Here is a 24,844-nt window from a genome sequence, read left to right as displayed (position 1 = left end):
GGCGCCAACGGCGCCCCCACCGAGAACCCCTGCAGATCCGCATACAACTGACCACCCGGAAACCGACCCCGCACCCGGTGCGCCCACTGGACGACGAGGGTGCTCTTGCCGACACCGGCACTGCCCGAGACCACCCGGATCGGGGCCGCAGCGGTGGCGGTGGCCGTCCCGGCCGCGGCCCCGGGGCCGGTCTGCTCGGCGAAGCCGTCGAGTGCCGCCAGCTCCTCGTCGCGTCCGGTGAACGTGGCCAGTGGGGGCGGTAGTTGAGCCGGTTTGGGTATGGTCCCGGCCCGTCTCTCCACCTCGTCGCGTCCGGATCCGCCCTGCCAGGGACCGCCCTGCCCGGTGTCCCTCCAGTCGGTGTCTCTCCGGCCGGTGTCCGCCCGGCCCGCGTCCGCCCGGCCCGTGTGCCCGTCTCCGGTGCGCCCCTGCCCGGCGCCGCGCCGGCCGGAGGCGCGCCGGTCCGGCCCGCGCACGGTCGTACGACGTTCCTCGGTGCCGCCAGGGCCGCCGCTGCCGCCCGTCCCGCTCCTGTCCGTCCTGCTCCCGCTCCTCCCGTCGGCGTCCGGCCGTCGGCCGTCCGGTCGTGCCGGTCCGGTGGTCAGCAACTCCAGGTGCAGGCGCTGGAGTTCGGTGCTCGGGTCGAGTCCGAGCTCATCCGCGAGCCGTCCGGCGAAGCGGCGGTGGACGGCGAGGGCGTCGGCGGTCCGGCCGGAGCGGTGCAGGGCGCGCATCAGCTGGCCGACGAACCGTTCCCGGAGCGGGTGCTCGGCCACCAGCGCGGTCAGCTCCGGCACCGTCGCCCGGTGCCGCCCCAGGGCCGCCTCCAGGTCGAGGCAGTCCTCCCAGGCGGTCAGCCGCAACTCGTCCAGCGCGACGGCGCCCGCCGCCAGCAACTGCCCCGGGAGCCCGTCCAGGACCGGCCCGCGCCACAGCGCGAGCGCCTCCCGCAGACCCGCCGCCGCGGCGGAGGCTCCACCACCGGCGTTCCCACCACCGGCGTGCCCGCCTGCGTTCCCGTCGCTCGTCCCGTTGTCCTTCCCGCCGGCGGCGGCCGTGGCGCGGGCCTGCGCGACCTGGTCGGCGAAGGTCCGCGCGTCCAGCCGGTGGCCGTCCAGGGCGATTCGGTAGCCGTGGCCGTCCGTCAGCAGCACGGGCGGGCCGCCCGGATCGGCTCTGCCGAAGAGGCGGCGGACCATCCCGGCCAGGTTGCGGACCTGGCGGTCGGCGGTGGCCGGCGGATGGTCGTCCCAGACGGCGTCGACCAGGCGGGCGACCGGGACGGAGCCCTCCGCGTTCAGCAGCAGGGCTGCGAGCAGCCGCTCCTGCCGGTCGCCCCCCAGCCGGACCCGGTTGCCCGTGTCGGTCCGTACCTCCAGCGGTCCCAGAATCCCGAACTCCATGCGTTCCCCTCCTCAGGGTGCTGCACACCGCTGTCGGACCGTCGCTTTTGGTGACGATTCGATGACCAGATCATGCCAGATCGGTGCTGCGGATTGAGAGGGTCGGACACGCACCGGGCCTTCGAAGGTCCGGGAGCTTTCCCACTACTTGCCTGGAATCTCTGGAGGAACAGTCCATGAACCTCACCAAGCGCCTCGCCACCGCGGCGGCCGTCGCCGCGGCCCTGGTGGTCCCGCTGACCGCCGCCCCGGCGAACGCCGCGACCGGGCCGGCCACCCACTACGGGATGACCTGGCAGGTCCTCAACTACGGGCCGGACGACACCGTCCAGGTCGGCGGCCCGGGTGGCACGCCGAGTGACGCCTACCACGGCGACACCCCGCCGTCGGCCTCGCTGCCCGTGCTCTGCCTCAACGTGGACGGCAGCCCGGCACCGGCCGGGATCAGCATCGGCTTCTACAACGGCTGGGCCCAGGGCACCGTGGCGCTCAGCCGCCCGGTGAAGGGCAGCCGCCTGAACAGCCGCGCGGCGGCCGACAGCGTCTGCTCGTCCACCTTCGGTGCCGGCTGGCGCGAGGCCGAGTTCCACGACGGCCACTACGGCCCGGACCTCGCCCAGCCCGGCGGCTGGAGCTTCTGGGCCTACGGCGACATCCCCAACAACACCCGCTTCTGGACCGCGATCAACGACCAGCCCGCCAACCCCTGGAGCTGATCCCCGCACCGCCGCTGCCCGCGTCCGGACGCGGGCAGCGGCCCGCCACGGTTCCGCCGCCCGCGGCGGTCCCGGCTCCGGTTCCGCTTCCGGGGCCGGGACCGCCGGGTGGCTCAGGCCGGAGCCGGCAGCAGCCGTCGGCTGTCGATCTCCGCCCAGACCGCCTTGCCGCGTTCGTGTAGTTCGGCGCCCCACCGGTCGGCCGCCCGCTGCACGATGAACAGGCCGTGCCCGCCGGGCAGTCCGGGCAGGTGCGGCAGCCGGGGCTCCGGCAGGGCCGAGGACCCGTCGCTGACCTCGATCCGCAGACGCGTCTCCGAGGCGTCGAGCACCAGCTCCAACGGGCCTCCGCCGTGCATCATCGCGTTGGCCACCAGCTCGGCCACGAGCAGCACGACGTCGTCGACCACGTCGGGATCCGCGCCGTCCTCGGGCCGCAGCCAGGACCAGTCGGCCAGCGCCTCGCCGGTGAACGCCCGGGAGCGGGCGACCGGCTTGGGAATCCCGGCCAGCCGCAGCCGCCGACGCTGCCCGCTCGTCGGACGGCCGCTCCCGGACCGGCTGCCGTCGAGCGCGCCGCGGCTCGTCGCCATGGATGGCTCACCCCTTCCTCGCATGGCTGATGAGAGGTCGTCTGGTCGGTTTCCCCGGGGTACCGGAGTTATTCCTGCGCCTGGCGCGGAGGCCGGGCCCGCCGAGTCGCGCCGGGGAGCCCCGGTGCGCGGATCAGGCGGCGAGTGCGGCGGGCACCGTGTCGTGGATCGAGAAGACCGCACCGGCCCCGGTGAGCTCCAGCAGGCGGGAGACCTGCGGGGACGGCGCGGCGAGCCGGAACTCGACGTTCGCGCTGCCGGCGGCGAGCCGCGCCTTCAGCAGCAGGTTGAGTCCGGAGGAGTCGCAGAAGCCGACCTCGTGCAGGTCCACGACCATCCGCCGGGGGCGCCGGGCGACGAGCTCGGTGAGGGCCCGTTCGGCCGGCGCGAGGCTGTCGATGTCGAGATCGCCGCTCAGCGCGCAGACGGCCGACTCCGAGCCGGTGAGGCTGACCTCGACGCCCGGCGGGGTGGGCACGGTGGCAGCGGGGGCGGCCACCGGGTACTGGTCGTCCTGGGCTGGCATGGTTCGTGCCCTTCTCTCCGGGTGCTCCCGGTGACCTTACGCCGATGAGAGGCCGTCAGCCAGGGGCGTGGTGCGGTAAGCGGTCCCGGCCCCGGCGGCGGGTGGGGACGAGGGGCCCTCAGGGCTGGTCGAGGCCGTCGCGGAGCCGCTTCAGGATGCGGCTGAGCAGACGGGAGACGTGCATCTGGGAGACCCCGAGCCGGGCGCCGATCTGCGACTGGGTGAGTTCCTCGGTGAACCGCATCGAGAGGATCAGCCGGTCGCGCTCGGGCAGTTCGGCGATCAGCGGCTTCAGCGCGACGAGGCTCTCGACCAGTTCCAGCCGACCGTCCACACCGCCGAGGCGCTGCAGCGGCGAGTCAGTGGCGTCGGGGTCGGCCGAGGAGTCCAGCGAGCCGGCGGAGTGGCCGTTCGCCGCGGCGAGGCCCTCGACGATCTCTTCCGGTGTGAGGGAGAGCTCCTCCGCGAGCTCCGCCACGGTGGGCGCGCGGTCGAGCCGCTGCGCGAGCCGCTCCTGGGCCTTGGCCAGGGAGATCCGCAGCTCCTGGAGCCTGCGCGGGACGTGCACCGCCCACGTGGTGTCGCGAAAGTGCCGACGGATCTCACCGAGGATCGTGGGCATCGCGAAGGTGGTGAACTCCACGCCGTGGCTGTGGTCGAAGCGGTCGATCGCCTTGATCAGGCCGATGGTGCCGACCTGGAGGAGGTCCTCGTGGGGCTCGCGGCCGGAGGAGAAGCGGCGCATCGCGTACCGGACCAGGGACGTGTTGAGCTCGATGAGCGTGCCCCGGACGTACGAGTACTCGCGGGTGCCCTCCTCCAGGTCACGGAGCCGCAGGAGCAGGGTCCGGGTCAGCTCGCGGGCGTCGGCCGGGGCGACCCCGGACGGGTCCGGCACCTCGGGCAGCTCCGGCTGCTCCGGCTGCTCGTCGTGGCGCGGCTGCCCGTGCGGCGGAGCGGGCCGGTCGGTGGCGGGGGCGGCCTCCCTCGGTCCGGCCTGGCCGGGGACGGCCGACTGGACGGGGGCGAGGAGAGCATCACTGGGCGCAGCCATGTCAGTCCTTTCATCGGTTCCGCGATGACTCGGACGGCTCTACCCGGGACCGGCGGGGTGATGCCCCCCGGCCGTGTGGCGGTTTCGTGAAAGGGCGGGGCGGTTCGTGAAGCCGGGGGCCGGTGCGACGGCCTCCCGGGGGCGCTCGCGGGCGCTCAAGGCTGCTCAAGGCTGCTCGGGGACGGGGACGGGGACGGGGCCGGCGGCGGGACCGGCGGAGGGCGTGCGGGCCGGGTGGACCCGCGGCGGAGGCGGGGTCCCGTCAGGCCACGTCGTGGGAACGGCGGGGGACGGGCCGGTCGTGGTCGGTCCGGTCGGTGCCGGTGCTGTCGCGCTCCTTCCGCTCGCACTCCTTCCTCTCGCGGTCGGTCCTCTCACGGGCGGTCCGGTCGCGGTCGGTCCGGTCGCGGGCGGACCTGCCGCGGGCCGGCCGGAGCAGGTCGGCGCGTTCCGCCTCGGTCAGCCCGCCCCAGACGCCGTAGGCCTCGTCGGCCAGCAGGGCGTACTCCAGACAGGCCCGGCTGACCGGGCAGCGGGCGCAGACGCGTTTGGCGGCCAGGTCGCGGTCGTCGTGGGCCTGGCCGCGCTCGCCCGTGGGGTGGAAGAAGAGACGGCTGTCGGCGTGCCGGCAGGCCGCGCGGGTCTGCCAGCTCCCGTGGTGGTCGAAGACGCCGGGACGGCGGGGGAGGTCGCTCATGGCCCCCGTCTGACCCGTCCCGCCGGGAGTAAACCGCCGCCCGCTCCCCGGCGGGGCGGCCGGCCCGGGGCGGTGGTCCGGGGCGGCGGTCGGGTCGGCGGCCGGCCCGGGTCGGGCCGGTCCGGGGCGGTGGCCGGGGACGGCCGGCGGGGTGTCGAGCGTCACACCGCGCGGCCCGGACCGTCCGCGGACCCCCGGACGGCCCGTCACGACCGGGCGGACGCCGTTCCGGCAGGGGCCGAGGGCCCGTCCGATTCGGGACCTCCGTCCCCTCCCGTGCTGACCTTCGACCCCGCGGACGGGCCGCACGGGCGGGCAACCGTGGACGGTCGCCCGGTGGTTCCGGGCGAGCGGGCCACCTCCTCGGAGGCGGCCCGCCTACCGTCGTCTACGCGGCGTACGGGGTGCGGGAGCACCGCCGTACGCTCCGGAGGACCCGACTTCCATGTCACGCACCATCGACAACGCCCCGTATACCGCCTTCCACCGCAGGCTCGCCCTCGCCTGCTCCGGTGGGCCCCTGCTCGACGGGTACATCCTGAGCATCGTCGGCGTCGCCCTCATCGGCATGCGCCCCGAGCTCGGACTCTCGGCCACCGACGTCAGCCTGATCGGCGCCGCCGCCCTGATCGGCATGTTCGTCGGCGGCGCGCTCTTCGGCGTGCTGACCGACCGGATCGGGCGGGAGGTGATGTACACCGCCGACCTGATCGTGATGATCGTCTGCTCGGTCCTCTCCTTCTGGGTGGACGCCGTCTGGGCGATCACGCTGCTGCGTTTCGTGCTCGGCATGGCGGTGGCCGCCGACTACCCGATCGCGACCTCGCTGCTGGCCGAGTGGCTGCCCGCCAAGGACCGCGGACGGCTGCTCGGCCAGCAGATCGTGGCCTGGTACGCCGGCTCGGTGCTCGCCTACCTGACGGGCTACCTGTTCCTGCGGATCGGCGGGCCGGGCAGCTGGCGCTGGATGCTGGCCAGCTCCGCCGTGCTGTGCGTGGTGTTCCTGGTGATCCGCCGCGGCTCGCCGGAGTCCCCGCGCTGGCTCGCCGCCAACGGGCGGGTCGGCGAGGCGGTACGCGTCGTCGAGAAGCACCTCGGTGTCCGGGTGGACGGCCGCGAGCTGATGCCAGAGCCGGCCGAGCCGGGCCGCGCCACCGGACTGCGCCTGCTGATGACCCCGCCGTACCGGCGCCGCACCCTGTTCTGCGGCCTGTTCTTCCTCTGCCAGGTCGCCCCGCTCTTCGCGATGCTCACCTTCGGCCCGCAGATCCTCGCCGCCTTCGGCATGCCGGGCGGCACCGTGCTGGAGACGCTCGGCACCGGCCTGGTGAGCCTGGTGTTCCTGCTGGGCTGCTACCCGGCGCTGCGCCTGATCGACACCTGGGGCCGCCGGCCGGTGATCATCCGGTCGTTCGCCCTGATGATCGTCCCGCTGGCCGTCCTGGGCCTCTGGCCGTCCGCCCCGGCCGTCGTCGTGGTCGTCGCGCTGTGCGCGTACGCCTTCCTGTGCGGCGGACCGAACGTGCTCGACTGGACCTACCCCAACGAACTCTTCCCGACCGAGATCAGGGCGACCGCCGTCGGCGTCGCGACCTCCGTGAGCCGTATCGGCGCGGCGGTCGGGACCTACCTCCTGCCGCTGTCGCTGACCGGTCTGGGCACCGGGCCGACCATGCTCATCGCGGCCGGTGTCACCGCGGCCGGCCTGCTGGTCTGCGTGCTGTGGGCGGAGGAGACCCGGGGCACCGCCCTGGGCGCGACCGCTGCGCCGCACGCTGCGCCCGTCCGGGCCCGACGGGCCCCGCAGCCGGTGCGCTGAGAGCCGGCCGCCGGTGGGCCGGGACCGGTCCACCGGCGGCCGCGGCCGGGCAGGACGGGCGGCGGCCCGCCCTGCCCGGTCCTGTGCGGACCTCCGTGGCCCGGTCCGACTGCGGTCCGGCAGCCCGGCACGTCGGCGGCAGCTCGACTCCAGCTCAACGGCAGTTCAGGAGACCGAAGGAGTAGCCCCGGGCCTTCAGGGTGCGCAGGATGCCGGGCAGCGCCGCGACGGTCTGGGCACGGTTGCCGCCGCCGTCGTGCAGCAGGACGACCGCGCCCGGCTTGACGCCGTCGAGCACCCGCCGCTCGATCGCCGCCCGGCCGGGCAGCGACCAGTCCCGCGGGTCGACGCTCCACAGGCTCACGGTCTTGCCCAGCCCGGCCGCCCGGGACCGGACCGTCGAGTTCACCCCGCCGTAGGGCGGCCGCAGGCACCCCGGCGTCGAGCCGGTCTGCGCGCGGATCCGGGCGTCGGTCGCGGTGACCTGGTCCCGGAAGGCCGAGTTGGAGAGCGACCTGAGATCGGGGTGGGACCAGCTGTGGTTCTGGACGCTGTGCCCCTGCGCGGCCACCCGGCGCGTCAACTCCGGGTAACGGGCGACGTTCTGGCCGATCTCGAAGAAGGTGGCGCGCGCTCCGTACTGGGCCAGGGCGGAGAGGACCTGCGGCGTGTACGGGCCCGGTCCGTCGTCGAAGGTGAGGTAGACGACCCGGTTGCCGGCGGCGTGCGCCGAGGTCGCGGGCAGGGCGATCACGGCCGTGGCGGCCGCGGCCAGGGTGCTGACCAGGAGACGGGCGGTACGGCCGGGCCGGCCCGACCCACGAGGCGAAGACATCCGTCCTCCCAACGGCTGCGGGGCGCCGGCCGGACCTCGTGCCCGGGCGCGCGCCCGCATCCCGCCACCGTAGCCCCGGGGACCGCTCCGACGACCCGCCAAAACCGGCCTCGAACGGCGGGGACGCGTCCGACGCCCACCGCGCGCCCCCGCCCACCGCGCGTCCCCACCCACCGCGCGTCCCCACCCACCGCGCGTCCCCACCCACCGCGCGTCCCCACCCACCGCGCGCCCCCACCCCGGGACCGGGCCGCCGCGTCCGGATCGCGATATCGGCGTGGCATCGTCGTGTCCCGGACGCGGAAGACTCGACGCATGCGGATGGCGGGGGAGCGGGACGCGCTGCGCACGGTGGTGCGCTGGGCGGGGCATCCGGGGACGCTGGGCGCCGTCGTGGCGCTGCTCCTCAACGACCACGCGGGCAAACGGGCCTGGCCGGACACCCTGGTCACCGGCAAGGTCAGCGACCTCGCCTGGATGCTCGTCGCGCCCCCGGTCACGGCCCTGCTGGCGACCCTCCTGCTGGCGGCCACCCCGCTGCGCCTGCGCGGCGACCGGCCCGCGGTGGTCGGCCTGGCCGTCACGGCGGTGAGCTTCGGCTTCGCCAAGTCCGGGCCGCTGGGTGGCGAAATCGCTTCGGCCGTCTGGTCGTCGAGCGGGCTGCCGAGCCGGATCGAGGGGGACCCGACCGACCTGGCCGCGCTACCGCTGCTCGGGCTGAGCTGGTGGCTGTGGACCCGGGCCCGCACGGACCGGCACCAGGGCCGGCATCAGGAGCAGGGCCACGAGCAGGACCGGCACCGTGGCCGGCGCCGGTGGCCGTGGGCGGCACTGGTGGGGGTGCCGCTGGCGGTGGTCGCGATGGTGGCCACGTCGGAGGCGCCCAGCCCGGGGCCGATGCTCTGGTCGGCCGGACAGCAGCCGATGCTGGAGGTCGAGAGGGTGCGGTGGACGACGGCGGACGGCGGCCTCACCTGGACCCAGGTGAAGCGGTGGCCGCTCGTCACGGACGTCCCGCCGGACCGGAGGCCGTGGGCCCGTTCCTGTCTGACCGCCGAGCCCCGGCACTGCTTCCGTCTGCTCGACGCCACCTCGCCGATCGAGGTCACCGAGGACGGCGGCCGCGAGTGGCGGGTCGCCTTCGACCCCGGCTCGCCCCTGCGCCGGACGCCCCCGCCGCCGGCGCCGGCGCCGTCCACACCGGCGGCGCTCCCGACGCCCACCCCGTTCACGCCGCCCCAGCCCCTGCCGCCCCTCCCGGACATGCCGGTCCTGGAGAGCCCGGTGACGGCGGTGCCGGTGCCGGACCCGCCCACCGTCGATCCGCCCGTGCCGACACAGCCGCCGATCCCGCTCGACCCGACCCTCGCGCCGCCGCCCTCACCCCCGGCGAACACGGGCGCCTACCCCGCCGAACTGGTGGTCGCCGACATCCCCGGCGGCTGGGCGGTGCTCGCCGACTACTCCGGCTTCGGACTCGTCCGCGGAGACCGGAACGGCACCTGGACGATCCAGGACTATCCGGACCGCACGACCGCCGTCCGGGCCGAGGAGCCGCGCTCCTGGGCCCGGGGCATCCCGGTGGCGGTCATCGCCGGTTTCGCGGCGGCCCTCGCGGCCGCTGCCGGCCGCCTGCTGCGCACCACCGCGCGGGGCCACCGCGGCCGCCCCGCCCTCGGACTGGTGCCCCGTCAGGTGATCTGCCTGCTGTGGCTCTGGCTCGCGACCTGGCTCTGCGGGGGCCGACTCCTGTGGACCCTCTCCGGGGCGGGGGTGGCCGGGGTGCTGTCGCTGCTGCTGCTCCCGATCCTGGCCGTGCTGTCGAACGGTCCGCGGCCGCCCTGGCGCACCGTCCTCGCCCTGGTCGCCCTCGGCTCGGCGGTCGCCGCCGTCGCGTTGACGCCCTACCTCCTCTGGGCCGACGGGCAGGTGGGGGCCTGGTCCCACGCCTCGTACCTGGCCCTCACCTACGGCCTGGTGGGCACGGCCGTCGGCGCGGGCCTCGGCGTGTTCCTCGGACGGCCCCGACGGGCCGACTGACGGCCCGGACACCCGGACGCCCTTATGCCCGTACGTCCGCCCGGGCCCGCCCGGTTCGGCCCGGCGCCGCCGCTTCCGGTGCGTCCCGCGCGGGACCGGCCACTTCGTGCCGGACTGCGGGCCTCCTGCTGATTCGGACACGAGCGGGGAGGAGGCTCCCCGGTGGCACCGAGCGCGGAAGCCGGTGCCGTCGTCGCGAAGGAGGGACGCACCGTCATGGCAGTGCGCAGCGTGGTCTCCACCCTGGCCCTGGCCGGACTCCTGGCCGTCGGCGCCGGGACGGCCCCGGCGGACGCGGCCGGATGCGTGTCCTACGGCTACTACCCGAACGGCGCGGCCTGCCACACCGCGGGCCGGGCCCTGGTCGCGTCGGGGTGGACGACCGCCTACCGCTGCGACAGCGGACCGCGGGTGGCCCTCCTCTACGTCTGGCCCTGAGCGGCCGAGGCAGCGGGCTGGCACCGGCGGCGTCGGCGGTCGCCGGGACCGGCCGCGCCGGGGAACGTCCGCTCCGGACGGGCCCGCCGGCTCGCCCGCCGCCCTCAGACGTCGGTGACGGTTGCGGTGGCCGGGGTGGCCGGGGTGGCCGGGGTGGCCGGGGTGGCCGGGGTGGCCGGGGTGGCGCCGCCGTGCTGATCGTCCTCGGGGCGGCCCTTCGCGGGCAGCAGGAAGGTGACGGCGAGGAACGCGGCCAGCAGGCAGGCCTGGACGACGAGGGCGTGCCGGAACCCGCCGGTGAAGTCGCCGGTCCCGGCCCGGTCGAAGAAGACCGAGCCGAAGACCGCGACGCCGACGGACCCTCCGATGGCCTGCACGGCCGAGAGGACGCCGGAGGCGGAGCCGATCTCGTGGTCGTCGACGGCGGCGAGCACGAAGCTGAACAGTGCCGCGATCACCATGCCCGAGCCGATGCCTGCCACGACCACGCCGGGGGCGATGTCCAGGACCGAGAAGGACGCGGTGTCGTCCAGGCCGCCGAGTTCGAACCAGAGCAGGACCGCGCCGAGGAGCTGGACGAGCGGGCCGATCTGGAGCACCTTGCGGCCGATCCGGTCCGCCAGCACGGCGCCGCTCACCGCGCCGCCGATCGCGGTGCCGATCGCGAGCGGGAGGTTGCCGAGCCCGGCCTCGCCGGCGGTGAAGTGCCGGCCGATCTGCAGGTAGAGGGTCAGCACGAGCTGGGTGCCGACGAGCCCGGCGAAGAACAGGGCGATGCCGCCGAGCCCGACGGTGAAGGCGGGCTTGCGCAGCAGGTCCGGGGTCACCAGCGGTTCACGGCCCGCGGCGGCCGTCCGGCGCTGCCGGAGGGCGAACAGCGCGAAGCCGAGTGCGGACGCGGCCGTCGACAGCCAGGTCCACAGCGGCCAGCCGTCCTCCTGCCCCTGGTTGAGCGGCAGCACCAGCAGGGCGCAGGAGGCGACGACCAGTCCGGCGCCGACCAGGTCGACCCGTACCGTCCGGTCGCCGGGCCTCGCCGGGATGAACCTGGCCGCGACGACCAGGGCGGTGATGCCGATCGGCAGGTTGACCAGGAAGACCGAGCGCCAGCCCAGCCCGAGGAGGTCGCTCTCGATGAGGCCGCCGCCCAGGACCGGGCCGATGATGCCGCCCAGCCCGAGGACCGGGCCGAAGACGGCGAAGACCCTGGTGAGTTCCGGGCCGGAGAAGTTCTCCCGCAGCAGGCCCAGGCCCTGGGGGAGGAGCAGTGCCCCGGCGGCGCCCTGGAGCAGGCGGCAGGCGATCAGCGACCCGGTGTCCGGCGCGAGCGCGCAGAGCAGCGAGGTGGCGGTGAAGGCGGCCAGGCCGAGCAGGAACATGCGGCGGCGTCCGTAGCGGTCGCCGAGCCGGCCGCCGAGGACCAGCCCGGCTCCCAGGGTCAGGGCGTACCCGCCGATCACCCACTGGAGGCCGACGGGCGTCGCGCCGAGGGACTCCTCCAGGGCGGGGCCGGCGACGTTGACGATCGAGGCGTCGAGGAGGTCCATGATCTCCGCGACGAGCATGACCACGAGGATCAGCCACCGCCACCGGTAGGGCTCGGTTGCCGCGCGGGTGGTGGGGGACGGGTCGTGCATCGCGATACCTCCATCATGAAGTAATTCCATGGTGAAGGTAAAATGAGAGCGGTAGGTTGTCAAAGCGGATCCGTCGGAAGCGGGCCGTCGGAAGCGAACCGCGCGACGGGAGAGGAAGGGTGGCTGGCCCCATGGAGGAACCGGCGCGCGCCGAGGTGGCGGCGCAGCACGAGCGGTTGATGGAAGGGCTGCGGACCTACGGCGGTCACTACGCGGAGCTGAGCAGGCGCTTCGCCGCCTGGCTGGGCCTGCACTCCACCGATGCGACCGCCGTGCTGGAGATCGCCGCCGCCGAGGAGCGGGGTGCTCCGCTCTCGCCGGCGCGCCTGAGCGAGCGGATCTCCCTGTCCACGGGCGCCACGACCGCGCTGCTCAACCGGCTGGAGGCGGCCGGGCACATCACCCGCACCCGCGAGCACTCCGACCGGCGGGTGGTCACCCTGCGCGGCGGCGCCCACATCCAGGACCGGGCCGACGAGTTCTTCGGTCCGCTCGCCCGCCGTCTGGACGCCGCCATGGCCCACTACCCGCCGGACCTCCTGGACCGCTTCGAGTCCTTGGTGGCCGACCTGAACGCGACCGTGGATGCCCACCTCGCCGAGCCGGGCAGCGGCGACTGACGAGCGGCCGGGGTCGGGACCGGGGTCGGGACCGGGACCGGGGGCCGGAACCCGGGCCGGATGCCTGCGGTGCGGGGCGCCCGGCCGCCGGGTTCGGCCCCCGTCCGGCCCCGTCCGGCCCCGTTCGGCCCGGTCCGGCAACGCCCCGGCCCCTCTTGGGAGTCGGGGCCGACCCGCCGCCCGGAGGACTGCCCCCGTGCCCACTCCCGTCGGTACGCGTGACGCGGCCCGGCGCCCCGGACCGACCGGAGCACCGGGCCACGTCACGCGCCCCGGGGGAGGACTCAGCCCGGGTAGGGGTCGTAGCAGTCGGGGACGGGGTTGTAGAGGGCGTCCCAGGTGGCCGGGCCGACGATCCCGTCCCGGGGGAGCCCGTGACAGCCCTGGATCCACCTGATCTTGGTGCGGGTCGAGGGGCCGAAGACGCCGTCCACGGTGAGCTTGGGGACGCGCCCCAGACGTTGGTCAGGCACTGCGCCTGCTTGACGGCGGCGCCGGTCGAGCCCTGGCTGAGCACGGGGCGGTGGCTCGACGAGGTGTAGGAGCAGCCGCCGGGGACGGCGGCGGCGCCCTGGGGCGCGATCAGGCCGGCCGCGCCCAGGGCGAGCGCGGCGGTGAGGGCGGCGGCGACGGTTCGGCGTTGCACGGGCGGTTCCCCTTCGTCGGCGCGGGCCGCGACGGACCGTCACGGCCTTGCGCTCCCACCCTAGGAGCCCTGCTCCCGGGGTCGGCAGGGCGCGACAGGACGCGCACGGAGCGTTCTTCCGGCGCGGGGGCGGCCCCGCCGTCGGCCGGGTTCAGGGCCGGGGCGTCCAGCCGGGCGGGGTGAGCCCGGTGTCGGCGAGGATCAGCCGGACGGTGTGCTCCAGGCCGCTGGTCTGGGGGACCACTCGTTCGAGGCCGCCGGGCAGCACGTCCCCGGGGCGGTACCACTCCGCCATCTCCTCGGGGGAGAAGTCGGCGGACTGCGGTCGGGTGCCGTGCCGTCGAACGGTCTCGTCGAACGCGACCTCCAGGTAGTACAGCCGGCTGAGCCCCCGGTGGTCGGCGACGAGCCGGGCGAGCACGGGCCCGTAGTGGGCGGCGTACATGATGCCCTCGACGACGACGTGGAACCCGTGGTCGAGCGCGTGCCGGGCGACCACGTCGACGAGCCCGACGCAGGCCCCGCCCGGGACGTCGCGCTCGCGCAGGACCGTCCGGCGCAGGACATCCTGGGAGACGACCGCGAGGCCCCTGCCGTACCGCGCGCGGAGCTGTGCGGCGACCGAGGACTTCCCCGAGCCGCTGTTGCCGCGGACGACCACCAGTACTGTGTCCTGACCGCCTGTCACCCCGGCAGGGTACCGGGGTTCACCGCGACGGCCGCACGAATCGCACGGTCCGCGCGGGTCGCGGACCGCCGGTCGGGGCGGACGGGACGGGGCGGGGCGGACGGGACGGGGCGGCGCGGACGGAACGGCCGTCACCGCCCGGGGCCCGCGCGAAGCGTGCGGGGCCGGGCAGGCCTACCCGAGCGCGTGCACGATCCCGCCCAGCAGGTGTTCGAGGGCCGACCGCAGGGGCAGGACGAGTGGTCCCGCGGCCACGGCCACCGTCAGGGCGACGGCCAGCCGCGGGGTCTCCCGCCGGTGCGGGAGGACGCCGAGGACGAGCACCAGCGAGGCGATCACCAGGGGCGGCCCCAGCGCCACCACCCATGCCGGCAGCGGACCGAGCGTCACCGGGGAGTGCCGGGCACCGGACAGGCCCAGCCAGCCGACCGAGAGCAGCAGGCTGAGGTCGATCAGCCGGGGTACCGCCGGGGACACCCGGATCCGGCCGTCGAGGTTGCGCCGGAACGAGAACACCATCAGCAGCACCATGACGGACAGGACGGCCAGCTCGACGCGCAGGACGCCCGGGAGGTCGGGCGGGGGGAACCGTCCGGTGCTGAAGACCCAGGTGACGGCCGCGGCGGGCACACCGAGCAGCCCGGCCCAGAGCAGGCACAGCCGCAGGACCAGGGCCGGAGCGGGTCGCCAGATGCTGCCCCCCGACGGCACGGGCCGGTTCTGCGACCGGGCGAGCAGCGCGGCGATCAGCGCGTCCTCGGGCCGGTTCTCCAGGCCGTTCCCCGGCGCCTCGCCGCGCCTCCGGAAGCCGTGCTCCAGCGCCTCGCGGCGCCGACGCACGACGTGCGGCCGCACCTCGTGTCCGCGGCTGACGGCGCTGAGGTAGCCGAACACGAGGAGGACGGCGACGACCGCGACCGCCGCGGGCAGCCGGCCGGCGGGTCCCGCGCCGCTGGGCGGCGCCATCCAGGCGGCGGTGAACGCCACGACGAAGACCGCGATCAGGGCCATGCCGCGGACGGCGTCGAACGGGGCGGCCAGATCCGAGCGGCCGACTCCGGCGGACGTGCCCACCGCCAGCCAGAGCACGGAGAGCAGCAACCACTGGGTCGCGACGGCCATCGGCAGCAGGTCGGGCAACTGCCCGGAGAGGATGTCCCCGACGGCGGCGCCGAACGAGCGGGACTGCCCTCCCACCCCGAACGCGTAGGCCAGGACGAGCAGCAGCAACTGCGCCACGCCGAGCAGGCGGCCGGTGTCGTCCCAGAAGTCCCGGGAGGTGACGGCGCGCGCGATGGCCCCGGCCTGGACGCCCAGGAGGACGAGCACCAGCAGGACCGGCATGGCTATCACGCCGAAGGCGGCGTCCGGGTCCATGGTGGTCAGATGGGCGGGGATGCCGAGCGCGTCGGCGACGTGCTGCCCGCCCCGGATCACCGCGCCCATCCACGCGGGTCGGGCTTCGTCCGGCACCGTGGCGGCGCCGATGACCGTGACCGCTCCCACCTGTCCCCCTACGCTCGCGCCTGGACGGCCCCGTCCCGGGCCCGGGGCCGGCGTTCCGCCTTCGTCCGGACGGGTCGAGACGTCCGGACGCCAGCCCAAGAATGCTGCTGCGAACCGTGGTTGGGAACGGCGATCGGGTTCCGTTCACCGAGCGGGGACCGTCCTGTGACAGTGCGGCGGGACCGGGGGCGCGCCCGGTGCGGGTGGTGCGGGTGGTGCCGGGCACGCACGGGGCCGGCTGTCGGTCGCCCGGCCTAGGGTGGGTGCCATGGACGATGCCACTGCCGACCGCGTGACGCTGATGCCCTGGGCCGAGGGCGACCTGTGGGTGCTGCGCCGGGCCAACACGCCCGGGATGACGGAACACCTGGGAGGTCCCGAGGCCGAGGAGAAGCTGACGGCGCGCCATCGCCGCTACCTCGACCTCGCCGCCGGGCGGATGTACCGGGTGGTCCTGGCCGACTCCGGGGAGACCGTCGGGTCGATCGGGTTCTGGGAGCACGCGGCGGGCGACGAGACCGTGTGGGAGACCGGCTGGGCGGTGCTACCGGAGTTCCAGGGCCGGGGCCTCGCCGCGGCGGCGGCCCGCGAGGTCGTCGCCGCGGCGCGGTCGGCCGGGCGCCACCGCAGCATCCACGCCTACCCGGCCGTCGACCACCCCGCCTCGAACGCCGTCTGCCGCCGGGCGGGCTTCGAACTGCTCGGCCAGACCGACTTCGAGTACCCCAAGGGCCAGTGGATCCGGTCCAACGACTGGGCGGTGGACCTCGGCGGCGTCACCGGCACGTAGCGGCCCCGCCGCCCGGTCCCGACCGCCTCAGGCCCGGGGACGGTCCCGCGCGCCTCAGGCCCGGGGCGCGCCTCAGGCCCGGGTGAAGGTCAGGTGGGTGACGCCGCAGGGGCTGCTGACGGCTTCGGTGCGGAAGCGCTGTTCGAGGCCTTCGAGACCGTCCCAGAGCCGTTCGCCGCGGCCGAGGAGGATGGGCACGACGACCACGTGCAGGTGGTCGACCAGGTCGGCGGCGAGGTAGTCGCGGATCGTGGCCGGGCCGCCGCCGAGCCGGACGTCGAGGCCGCCCGCGGCCGCGCGGGCCCGGTCGAGCACCTCGGCCGGCGGGCCGTCGACGAAGTGGAACGTGGTGCCGCCCGCCATCTCCAGGGAGGGGCGCGGGTGGTGGGTCAGGACGAAGACCGGCGTGTGGAACGGCGGTTCCGGCCCCCACCAGCCGGTCCACTCCTGGTCCTGCCACGGGCCGCGCTGCGGGCCGAACTTGTTGCGCCCCATGATCTCGGCGCCGATCCCGTCGCCCCAGGCCCGTGCCATGGCGTCGTCCACGCCGGTGTCACCGCCCTCCTCGCCCTGCATCCGGCGGAAGGTCCTGGTCCGGAAGAACCAGCTGTGGAGCCGTTCGCCGGCGTGGCCGAACGGCGCCTCCAGGCTCTGTCCCTCGCCCGTGCCGTAGCCGTCGAGGGACACCGAGAAGTTGTGGACGCGTACCAGGGACACGGGGACACCCTCCGGCGGACGGTACTCCGGGGCGGACCGGCCGCACCGGCTCCGGGCCGACTCTAGCCCTGCTCCGGTCGTCCCGCCCGGCGCCGCGCCCCGGCGCGCCGCCGCCGTGTCGCGCCGCCGCCGTGTCGCGCCGAGCCGCGGCGGGCCTCCGGCGTCGCGCCGCCCCGGTCCTGGCCGGCTCTCAGCCGTCGGCCTGCTTCCGGCCGCGGGCGCGCAGCTGCAGGCGCCACGGGTCGCCCGGCTTGTCGGCGTGCAGCCTGATCAGGCCGGAGCGCGGGACGGAGAGAGTCCGCATGGCCTCGCCGTGCGCGCTGACGTACAGGGAGCCCTCGGTCGTCCAGCCCGTCCGCGGCGGGCACTTGCAGTCGCCGATCCGTTCGCCCTGCCAGCAGCTGCAGATGAACGTCGCGTTCCAGGAGGAGGAGTTGGCGTGGATGACGACCTCGGAGGGCGAGTCGGGGCGGATGGCCAGGACGGTGTCGCCGCAGCCCTCGCGGTCCTGGAACAGTTCGTCGATCTCCGAGGGCCCGAACAGCCGTACCGACCAGGCGCACTTGCCGGATCCCTCGACGCTGAGGTGAGTGGCCTCCCGGGGCACCACGGTGCGGGCCAGGCCGCGTTCCTCGCTGCCGTAGTGGAACAGCAGCGACGAGTGGGTCTCCACCTGGGTCGGGGTGCGAGTGACGGGGGTGACGGTGACGTGCCCCTCCTTGGTCGACGCTTCGACCCAGGCGATCGCCACGGCGTCGGGCTCGGGTTTCTCGATGCGGAACTCCAGGGCGGTCGGCTGGTTCCAGACCCCGGAGTAGTGGTGCTTCTCCCCCGCCCGGCGCTGGGGGACCGGGCCGGGCCGGTCCTTGGGCACCTGGACGCGGTGGAGGCGGGGGAGTCCGTCGTCCTCGGCGGAGGCGACCGTCGGCTCGGGTACTCCCTCCGCGGATGTCCCGTCCTTCGGCTCCGAAGGCGCGGGCCTGGCTGCGGGCTTGGCCCTGGACGCGGACTTGGACGCGGCCCTCGACGCGGGCTTCGCATCGGCTGCCGCCTTGGCCGCGGACTCCCGCTTGGCGGCGGGCGCGGCGGCGGGCGCGGCCCCGGCTGCGGGCGTGCGCGCGGCCCCCGCGCGTGCCGAACCGTCGGACGGGGCCCGGCGTCCCTTCACCGGCGCGGGCTCCTTGGCCTTCGCGGCCGTCGCGGCGGAAGCGGCGGAAGCGGCCGAAGCGGCGGCCGCCAGGGCCGACTCGGCGGCGCTCCGGGCGGCGTCGACGGCCTGCTTCCGCAGTACCGCCGCCGCGACCAGGCACCCCAGGGCGAACCCCAGGATCCCGACAGTGGCAACCGTCATCGTCCCCCCAGTGATCCACGTGTCCTCGGGGTGAGGTTAGGCCCTCGCTCGCTGCGACAACCAGCCTTCGTACAGGAGGAGTTGTGGCGGCTGCCGCTGCCGGGGCGCGCGATTCAGCGCCGGAACAGTCCGGTCAGGGTGCTCCACCAGCCGCGCCGCTGCCGGGGGACGGGCACCGGAGCGGCCGGTGCCCGCCCGGGCCGGTCACCGGCGGGTGAAGCCGGTGCTGTCGGTGCTGCCGCTGCCGCTGCCGCCGATGCCGACGGTGCCACCGATGGGCCCGATCGCGCGGGAGGCCGGACGGCCGACGGTGCGGCACCGGCGGCCGCCCCGGGCCGCGCCGCAGCGGGAGCCTCCTCCCCGGCCGGGTCGGTCCGCGGGGTGAACTCCACCGGCAGCGCGACCAGATGCCGCGAGAGCCAGGCCGAGGTCCAGGTCAGTTCGGACTCGGGAACGGCGAGCTGGAGGTCCGGCAGGCGGGTCAGCAGGATGTCGATCCCGGTCTCCGCGATGGCCCGGCCGATGTCCTGGCCGGGGCACTCGTGCGGGCCGCTGCCGAACGCCAGGTGGGAGCGGTTGCCGTGGAGCGGTTTGGTCAGGTCGGGGCGGACGACCGGGTCGACGTTCCCGGCGGCGAGGCCCAGCAGCAGCATGTCCCCGGCCTTGATCCGCTGACCGCCGAGCTCGGTGTCGCCGGTGGCCCAGCGGCCCGCGACGAGCGTCATCGGCGCGGAGTCCCAGAGAACCTGGTCCAGGGCGTCCGGCACGGTCATGTGCCCGCCGGAGAGGTGGGCCCGGAACCGTTCGTCGGTGAGGATGAGCTTCAGGGTGTCCGCGATCAGGTTGACGGTCGTCTCGTTCGCCGCCAGCAGCACGACCCGCAGGTGCTCCAGCACCTCGTCGTCGGTGAGTCCGGCCGGGTGCGCCATCAGCCGCGAGACGAGGTCGGGGCCGGGCGTGATCCGCTTGCGCTCCATCGTCCGGCGCAGCGAGGCCACGACGTAGTCGTTGCTGGCGATCGCCGTCTCGGTGCCCTTCATCAGGTCCCGGGCGGCGTCGACCAGCCGGGGCCCGTACTCCTCGGGCATCCCGACCAGTTGGGTCAGCACCAGCATCGGCAGGTGCTCGGCGAACCGGGTGACCAGTTCGCCGTGCCCGGTCGGGCCGAACTCCCGGACCAGCTGGTCGGTGAAGCGGGTGACGTAGCGGCGGATGCCGCGCCGGTCGAAGCCGTTCAGGCCGTCGTTGACGGCGCCGCGCAGGCGCCGGTGCTCGGCGCCGTCCGCGAACACGCAGAGCGGCTGCCAGGCGATCACCGGCATCAGTGGGGAGTCGGCGGAGACCAGGCCCTCCTGGAAGGCCGTCCAGCGGCGCGAGTCCCTGGAGAACCGGGAGGGGGTGCGCATGACGGTGAGATTGGCGGAGTGGCCGAGGACCAGCCAGGCGGGGAGGTCGCCGTGCAGCAGGACGGGAGCCACCTCGCCGTGCTCGGCGCGCAGCCGCTCGTACAGGCCCGCCGGGTCCGCCTCGGCCTCCGGGCCGTAGAGCCGCCGGAGGCCGGCGGTGCCGAACGCCCGGAGTCCGAGCTCGCGTTGTCCGAGGTCGGGCGGTCCGGCCTCGTGGAGCCCGAGGCCGTCGATCCCGAGTTCCTGGAGGCCCTGGAGCTCCTGGAGCCTCTTCAGGTCCTGGAGGTCCTGGAGGTCGGCGCCGGGCCGGTGGGCGGGGCAGCCGCTCGGCGGGACGAGGGCGGCGTCGTCGGGGAACGGGCTGGTCACGATGGCTCCGAAAGTCGTCGGAAGGCGGAAGGCGGAAGGCGGGGCGGGGCGGGGCACGGCGGTCGTCCGGGCCGGCGGGGAGCGCCCGCCGGCCCGGCGCGGTCACCGCACCGGCGGCGGCCCCGCGAGGTCGTACAGGTAGTGCATGAGGGCCAGCAGGACGTCCCGGCCGGACTCGCGGACCCGGGCGTCGCAGGCCACGATCGGCACCTCGGCTGGCAGGTCGAGCGCGAGCCGCAGCTCCTCCTGCTCGTACGTGGGCGACTCGGGGAAGACGTTGGCCGCGACCACGAAGGGCACGCCGCGGTCCTCCAGGCGTCCGATCACGTCGAAGCTGATCTCCAGCCGGCGGGTGTCGACCAGGACGACGGCACCGAGCGCCCCCTCGAAGAGGCCGTTCCACAGGAACCAGAACCGCTCCTGCCCGGGCGTGCCGAACAGGTACAGCACCAGTTCGTCGCTGATGCTGATGCGGCCGAAGTCCATGGCGACCGTGGTGGAGGACTTGCGCTCGATGCCGGCGATGTCGTCGACGTCCGCGCCGGCCTCGGTCATCGTCTCCTCGGTGGTCAGCGGGCGGATCTCGCTCACCGAACCGACCAGGGTGGTCTTGCCGACGCCGAAGCCGCCGACGACCACCACCTTGACCGCCGTGGCGGCCGAGTCCGGGAGCAGATCCGCGCTCGACGGCCCCAGCACCGTCTCAGAGCCTCTGAAGTCCATGCATCACCGCCTCCAACAGGGCACGGTCGGGGAGAAGCGCGGGCGGGACGGAGGCACGGGCCTCGATCCGCTCCTCGTCGAGGAGGTCCGCCAGCAGCACGGTGACCGCGCTGACGGGCAGCCGCAGGTAGGCGGAGACCTCGGCGACGGACAGCGGCGACCCGCAGATCCGCAGGATCGCCGCGTGCTCCGGCGGCATGGTCGGGGTCGGCTCCGAGCGGGCGACGATCAGGGTGACCAGGTCGAACGCGGTACGTCCGGCCGGACCACCGCGGCCGCGCGTGATCACGTAGAGGCGTTCCGGGGCCTCGTCGCCCCAGTCCTGGCCGGCTGTGCTCATACGACGGGCTCACCCCTGCGCGGAGGCGTACTGAGATGCTCACCGATCCGCGCGACCAGGTCCCGCATCCGCTGGCCCATGAGTCCGGCGTCCACGCCCTCGTCGGCCAGCACCGCGAGGTAGGCCCGGGCGCCGGCCGCCATCAGGTAGAAGAACCCGCCGCCCATCTCGATCACGACCAGCCGCATCCTGCCGTCGCCGTGCGGGAACTCGTGCCCCACGGCGGCGGCGAGGCTCTGCAGCCCGGCGCAGGCGGCGGCGAGCCGGTCGGCGGTGTCGGTCTCGGTCCCGTGCTGGGCCATCCGCAGGCCGTCGGCGGAGAGCACGACGACGTTGCGGACGTGCGGCACCTCCTCCGCCAGTTGCTTCAGCATCCAGTCCATGTTGGTTCGCTGGTGGATCACCGCTCGTCCCTCCCCGCCGACTCGTCGCTGCTGTGGCCCGCCGTGCCGGCGGACGGTGCGGTCCCGTTGACTCCCTCGTGGAAGGCGGCCAGCCACAGGCCGGGCTGTACCGCCCCGCCCGGGGGCTCGGCCACCGCCCGTGGAGGCGGGGGAGCGCCGCCGGTGCGGGAGGCCGCGGGGACTCCGTTCCGGGACGGTGCCGGGGCTTCGCTCCGGGACGGCGCGGCGGCGACACCCCGGGCGGGGGTGGCGGTCCGGGAGGGGGCGGCGTGCCGCCGGCGCCGCGGCAGGCCGTTGGCGGTCCGCTCGCCGACCACCGCCGGGGCCTCGTCCCCGGCCGGGACCGTCCCCGCGGCGGTCCGCCGCGCCGGCCCCGTGTGCGGCCGGCGGTCGTCCACCGGCAGCGGGCCGGAGGAGCCCGTGACGCCGATGCCGTGGGCGCGGCCCGTGGCGGGGGCGGTGGTGATGAGTTCCTGCGGCACGACCAGGACGGCCCGCACACCGCCGTACGCGGACGGGCGCAGTGAGACCTGGAAGCCGTACGCCCTGGAGAGCCGGCCGACCACGGCCAGGCCGAGCCGGGGCGTCTCGCCGAGGTCGTTGAGGTCGATGCCGGCCTGTGCCTCGCGGAGCATCCGCTCGGCGCGGGCCCGGCCCTCCTCGCTCAGGCTGAGGCCGCCGTCCTCGATCTCGATCGCGATGCCGGTCTGCACCTCGACGGCGGTCAGGTGCACGTTGGTGTGCGGCGGGGAGTAGCGGGTGGCGTTGTCCAGGAGTTCGGCTACCGCGTGGATGAGCGGTTCGACGGCCGGGCCGACGACGGCGACGTCCGAGACGGGGTGCAGCTCCACCCGCTGGTAGTCGAGGATCCGGGACATGCCGCCGCGCAGCACGCTGTACAGCGGCACCGCCTTGTTCCACTGGCGGCCGGGGCGCGCGCCGCCGAGCACGGCGATGCTGTCCGCGAGACGGCCGATCAGCGCGTTGCCGTGGTCCAGGAGGAGCAGGTCGTCGAAGACGTCGGGGTCGTTGCCGTGCCGGTGCTCCATGCCGCGCAGCTCACTGGCCTGCCGGTGGACGATCGCCTGCACCCGGCGGGCGATGTTGACGAAGGCCCGCTGGGCGGACTCGCGCATGCCCTCCTCGGTGTCGACCGCCTCCAGCACGGCGCGGAGCAGCGCGTGTTGGGCGACCCGGAACTCCGGTCCGACGAGGACGTCCTGCGATTCGTTCGCCGTGATGACGTCGTCCAGGGACTCGCCCCGCTGGAGGCGGACCACCGCGTCGGGCAGGCCGATCCTGGCCAGTCGGACCGTCTCGGCCTCCTGCCGCGACAGCCGGCGGCGCAGTTCGTCCTCCCGCTGGGCGCACCGTTCGCGCAGGGCCTCGGTCGCCCGGCCCCGGCGGGCGGCCTCGGCGGCCACCAGGGCCACCGCGAGCGTTCCGACCGCGGCGCACCAGGCGACCGGCGTGCGGGAGCCGGCGGAGGCCGTCGACACGGCGAGGACGGCGACGGTCGCCGTCACGACGGTGGGCAGGAGCCAGACGAGTACGGGAGCGGAGCGCCGGCCTCCGGGTGACGATCCAGCACCAAGCATTCAGCATCCTCATAGATGATCGGAAGAGTAGGGGGAGGGACGTGCGGGGCCGGTGCTCCGCGAACCGCCCTCGGGTCCCGGCGTCCGGGGCGGTGTTGGCACCAGGTTTACCGTGCCCGCGGCCCACCGAACCGCAGGCCGCGTCCAGTTCGCCAATGCGGGCGGTATCCCGGAGAACCGGCCACGCGGAGGGGGTGGTTCGTGCTAACGCGCGGTGCCGACCACACTGGGTCCACGCCCGCGGGGAGCCCTGCCGTGGCTCCCGCTCCCGCCGCTCCTGCTGTTGCTGTCGCTCCTGCCGTTCCCGCCGTTCCCGCCGTTCCTGCTGTTCCTGCTGTTCCTGCTGTTCCTGCGCCCGCCGCTCCTGCCGTTCCCGCTTCCGTCTCCTCGTGCCCGCCCCGGCCCGCCGGGGCGGAACTACCCCACAGGAGGTCTCGTCGCGCGCGCCGCTCGTCCGTATGATCGGGCTTCCTGCCGTTGGGGCTTGTGGGGGACGGGAGTTGCGCTGTCCGTTGTCCGCGGCGGCGCCTGTGGACCGGGTGGTCCCCAGTGTCATGCAGCAGTCACCAGCAGCCTCACCGGGCCGGGTCCGACCGGTCCGGGAGAGGTCCGAGGGAGGGGCGGGCGCCATGCGATTCGCGGGTGTGGGTCTGACGCGAGACGGATACCGGATAGCCGTCGTGGACGCGGCCGGCGGCCGGCCGGAAGCGGTCGAGGTGTACGAACACTGCCCTCTGGAGCGGCCGTTGGCGAGGCTCGCCGAGTTGGCGGAGCAGTCGCCCGCCGGCTTCGCGGTGGTCGTCGACAGTGCCAACGGGATCCTCGACGGCTCCCTCACCGCTGCCGGGATCACGGTACTCCGCGCCGACCCACCGGTTCTGACGGACGGTCGGATCACGGCGGAGGTGCTCGCCGAACTCGGCCGGTCCCGGTCGGACGAACTGGTGGCACTCGGCGCCGGGGGCTGGACCATGAGCGGCCGCGAGGAGGAGATCGCCGCCGCGGAGAAGGCGTCCGGCCCCGTCGAGCAGCGCCTCGCGGCGGAGGGCCGCTGCCTGCTGGGCGGCCCCGGCAGCGCGGACAGCACCGGCGGCCCCGAGACAACGGCGGGCTCCGCGCCGATGGTGGCCCTGACCTTCGACGACGGCCCGGACCCGGAGTTCACCCCGCAGGTGCTGGACGTGCTGCGCCGCCACGACGCCCCGGCGGCGTTCTTCTGCATCGGCCTGCACGTCCTGGCCCACCCCGACGTGGTGCGCCGGACCGCCGCCGAGGGGCACACCCTGGGCAACCACAGCTGGTCGCACGCCTACCTGCCCGACCTCGGCCCGGTCGGGCTGCGGGAGCAGCTCGGCTTCACCTCGGAGGCGCTCGCCGCGGCGGCCGGTCTGGACGCGCCGGTGGAGTGGCTCCGCCCCCCGTACGGAGGGCGGAGCCCCGAACTGCTGGAGCGGGTGGCCGAGTCGGGCCTCACCACGGTGCTCTGGGACGTGGAGACCAACGACTGGGCGCGGCCGGGGCCCGAGGTGATCGCCGAACGCGTGCTCCGGCAGGTCCGGCCCGGCTCGATGGTGCTGATGCACGACGGCGGCGGGGACCGTTCGCAGACCGTCGCCGCCCTTCCCGCGGTGATCACCGGGCTGCGCGAACGCGGCTACCGGCTGGTCGGCCTCGACGAGTTGCTCGCCGGCCGGTCGCCGGCCGGACGGGGCACCCCGGCGGGCGGACCCGTGGCCGCGGGCCCGCCCCGCGTCCCCGCGCCCCGCGCGTCGGCATCCCGGACGTAGGGCGGCGGGTAGACGTTCGCGGACGGTCCGGACCGGTCGGTCCGGTAGGGGGCCGGCGGCGGTCCGGCGGCTGCTAGAAGGGTGACGGGCGGGCGTTCGCCCGTCGTCATCAGCTGAGGGGGTTCCGTGATGACGGCAGTG

At 75.2% G+C, this 24,844-nt stretch carries 24 protein-coding genes; 7 read left to right on the top strand and 17 right to left on the bottom strand.

From position 1 onward, the window contains the following. On the bottom strand, positions 1 to 1,403 hold a 1,403-nt coding region (locus tag AC067J_RS40655), incomplete at its 3' end, for an AfsR/SARP family transcriptional regulator (protein WP_478307845.1). Positions 1,404 to 1,579: 176 nt separating this feature from the next. Here AC067J_RS40655 and AC067J_RS40650 point away from each other — a divergent pair. Further along, complete coding sequence (locus AC067J_RS40650) at positions 1,580 to 2,119, top strand: hypothetical protein (RefSeq protein ID WP_478307844.1); 540 nt, start codon at positions 1,580 to 1,582, stop codon at positions 2,117 to 2,119. A gap of 113 nt (positions 2,120 to 2,232) precedes the next feature. On the opposite strand, the gene AC067J_RS40645 is transcribed toward AC067J_RS40650, so the two are convergent. From AC067J_RS40645 to AC067J_RS40630, 4 genes are all read right to left on the bottom strand, one after another. After that, positions 2,233 to 2,712, bottom strand: a complete 480-nt coding sequence (locus AC067J_RS40645; RefSeq protein ID WP_478307843.1) for an ATP-binding protein — start codon at positions 2,710 to 2,712, stop codon at positions 2,233 to 2,235. Positions 2,713 to 2,845: 133 nt separating this feature from the next. Then, positions 2,846 to 3,238 carry an STAS domain-containing protein gene (locus tag AC067J_RS40640; protein ID WP_478307842.1) on the bottom strand — a complete coding sequence of 131 codons (393 nt, stop codon included), beginning with the start codon at positions 3,236 to 3,238 and terminating at the stop codon, positions 2,846 to 2,848. Positions 3,239 to 3,356: 118 nt separating this feature from the next. After that, positions 3,357 to 4,292, bottom strand: coding sequence for an RNA polymerase sigma factor SigF (locus AC067J_RS40635; protein ID WP_478307841.1), 936 nt, complete (start codon positions 4,290 to 4,292; stop codon positions 3,357 to 3,359). 262 nt (positions 4,293 to 4,554) lie between these two features. After that, on the bottom strand, positions 4,555 to 4,989 hold the full coding sequence (locus tag AC067J_RS40630) for a WhiB family transcriptional regulator (protein ID WP_478307840.1): 435 nt from the start codon (positions 4,987 to 4,989) through the stop codon (positions 4,555 to 4,557). A gap of 445 nt (positions 4,990 to 5,434) precedes the next feature. Between AC067J_RS40630 and AC067J_RS40625 the strand changes: the two genes are divergently transcribed. After that, positions 5,435 to 6,808 carry an MFS transporter gene (locus AC067J_RS40625; RefSeq protein ID WP_478307839.1) on the top strand — a complete coding sequence of 458 codons (1,374 nt, stop codon included), beginning with the start codon at positions 5,435 to 5,437 and terminating at the stop codon, positions 6,806 to 6,808. Positions 6,809 to 6,962: 154 nt separating this feature from the next. Here the strand turns inward: AC067J_RS40625 and AC067J_RS40620 are convergent, their stop codons facing one another. Further along, on the bottom strand, positions 6,963 to 7,643 hold the full coding sequence (locus AC067J_RS40620) for a polysaccharide deacetylase family protein (protein WP_478307838.1): 681 nt from the start codon (positions 7,641 to 7,643) through the stop codon (positions 6,963 to 6,965). 315 nt (positions 7,644 to 7,958) lie between these two features. Here AC067J_RS40620 and AC067J_RS40615 point away from each other — a divergent pair, with 315 nt between their 5' ends. Both AC067J_RS40615 and AC067J_RS40610 read left to right on the top strand, forming a co-directional pair. Continuing rightward, complete coding sequence (locus AC067J_RS40615; RefSeq protein ID WP_478307837.1) at positions 7,959 to 9,683, top strand: hypothetical protein; 1,725 nt, start codon at positions 7,959 to 7,961, stop codon at positions 9,681 to 9,683. A gap of 216 nt (positions 9,684 to 9,899) precedes the next feature. Beyond that, positions 9,900 to 10,121 carry a hypothetical protein gene (locus tag AC067J_RS40610; protein WP_478307836.1) on the top strand — a complete coding sequence of 74 codons (222 nt, stop codon included), beginning with the start codon at positions 9,900 to 9,902 and terminating at the stop codon, positions 10,119 to 10,121. A gap of 104 nt (positions 10,122 to 10,225) precedes the next feature. On the opposite strand, the gene AC067J_RS40605 is transcribed toward AC067J_RS40610, so the two are convergent. Then, positions 10,226 to 11,758, bottom strand: coding sequence for an MFS transporter (locus AC067J_RS40605; RefSeq protein WP_478307835.1), 1,533 nt, complete (start codon positions 11,756 to 11,758; stop codon positions 10,226 to 10,228). A 131-nt stretch (positions 11,759 to 11,889) separates the two neighbouring features. On the opposite strand from AC067J_RS40605, the gene AC067J_RS40600 reads away from it, so the two are divergent. Next, positions 11,890 to 12,378 carry a MarR family winged helix-turn-helix transcriptional regulator gene (locus tag AC067J_RS40600; protein ID WP_478307834.1) on the top strand — a complete coding sequence of 163 codons (489 nt, stop codon included), beginning with the start codon at positions 11,890 to 11,892 and terminating at the stop codon, positions 12,376 to 12,378. Positions 12,379 to 12,662: 284 nt separating this feature from the next. On the opposite strand, the gene AC067J_RS40595 is transcribed toward AC067J_RS40600, so the two are convergent. From AC067J_RS40595 to AC067J_RS40585, 3 genes are all read right to left on the bottom strand, one after another. Then, positions 12,663 to 12,851: a peptidoglycan-binding domain-containing protein gene (locus tag AC067J_RS40595; protein WP_478307833.1), complete on the bottom strand. Its 189-nt coding sequence runs from the start codon at positions 12,849 to 12,851 to the stop codon at positions 12,663 to 12,665. Between the two features lie 324 nt (positions 12,852 to 13,175). Further along, positions 13,176 to 13,712 carry an AAA family ATPase gene (locus AC067J_RS40590; RefSeq protein ID WP_478307832.1) on the bottom strand — a complete coding sequence of 179 codons (537 nt, stop codon included), beginning with the start codon at positions 13,710 to 13,712 and terminating at the stop codon, positions 13,176 to 13,178. Between the two features lie 174 nt (positions 13,713 to 13,886). After that, positions 13,887 to 15,218, bottom strand: a complete 1,332-nt coding sequence (locus tag AC067J_RS40585; RefSeq protein ID WP_478307831.1) for a hypothetical protein — start codon at positions 15,216 to 15,218, stop codon at positions 13,887 to 13,889. 268 nt (positions 15,219 to 15,486) lie between these two features. On the opposite strand from AC067J_RS40585, the gene AC067J_RS40580 reads away from it, so the two are divergent. Further along, the gene (locus AC067J_RS40580) at positions 15,487 to 16,008 is read left to right on the top strand and encodes a GNAT family N-acetyltransferase (RefSeq protein ID WP_478307830.1); all 522 of its coding nucleotides are present in this window, start codon (positions 15,487 to 15,489) and stop codon (positions 16,006 to 16,008) included. 72 nt (positions 16,009 to 16,080) lie between these two features. Here AC067J_RS40580 and AC067J_RS40575 read toward each other — a convergent pair whose 3' ends face one another. The 7 genes from AC067J_RS40575 to AC067J_RS40545 form a co-directional block, all read right to left on the bottom strand. Continuing rightward, on the bottom strand, positions 16,081 to 16,725 hold the full coding sequence (locus tag AC067J_RS40575) for a dihydrofolate reductase family protein (protein ID WP_478307829.1): 645 nt from the start codon (positions 16,723 to 16,725) through the stop codon (positions 16,081 to 16,083). A gap of 190 nt (positions 16,726 to 16,915) precedes the next feature. Next, complete coding sequence (locus tag AC067J_RS40570; protein ID WP_478307828.1) at positions 16,916 to 18,076, bottom strand: hypothetical protein; 1,161 nt, start codon at positions 18,074 to 18,076, stop codon at positions 16,916 to 16,918. A gap of 113 nt (positions 18,077 to 18,189) precedes the next feature. Beyond that, positions 18,190 to 19,851 (bottom strand): cytochrome P450, encoded by a 1,662-nt coding sequence (locus AC067J_RS40565; protein WP_478307827.1) that lies wholly within the window; start codon positions 19,849 to 19,851, stop codon positions 18,190 to 18,192. Positions 19,852 to 19,953: 102 nt separating this feature from the next. Continuing rightward, a complete protein-coding gene (locus AC067J_RS40560; protein WP_478307826.1) occupies positions 19,954 to 20,574 on the bottom strand; it encodes a GTP-binding protein in 621 nt (206 codons plus the stop codon). Further along, positions 20,555 to 20,914, bottom strand: a complete 360-nt coding sequence (locus tag AC067J_RS40555) for a DUF742 domain-containing protein (RefSeq protein WP_478307825.1) — start codon at positions 20,912 to 20,914, stop codon at positions 20,555 to 20,557. Before AC067J_RS40555 ends, AC067J_RS40560 begins: the two co-directional genes overlap by 20 nt. Next, on the bottom strand, positions 20,911 to 21,318 hold the full coding sequence (locus tag AC067J_RS40550) for a roadblock/LC7 domain-containing protein (RefSeq protein ID WP_478307824.1): 408 nt from the start codon (positions 21,316 to 21,318) through the stop codon (positions 20,911 to 20,913). Before AC067J_RS40550 ends, AC067J_RS40555 begins: the two co-directional genes overlap by 4 nt. Next, positions 21,315 to 22,916, bottom strand: coding sequence for an ATP-binding protein (locus AC067J_RS40545; RefSeq protein ID WP_478307823.1), 1,602 nt, complete (start codon positions 22,914 to 22,916; stop codon positions 21,315 to 21,317). Before AC067J_RS40545 ends, AC067J_RS40550 begins: the two co-directional genes overlap by 4 nt. A 644-nt stretch (positions 22,917 to 23,560) precedes the next feature. On the opposite strand from AC067J_RS40545, the gene AC067J_RS40540 reads away from it, so the two are divergent. Then, a complete protein-coding gene (locus AC067J_RS40540; RefSeq protein ID WP_478307822.1) occupies positions 23,561 to 24,703 on the top strand; it encodes a polysaccharide deacetylase family protein in 1,143 nt (380 codons plus the stop codon). Positions 24,704 to 24,844: the final 141 nt, after the last annotated feature.

This window comes from Kitasatospora sp. NPDC042419 (assembly GCF_056437345.1).
The sequence above is the reverse complement of the archived record's forward strand: the minus strand, read 5'-3'. Positions and strand labels throughout refer to the sequence as shown.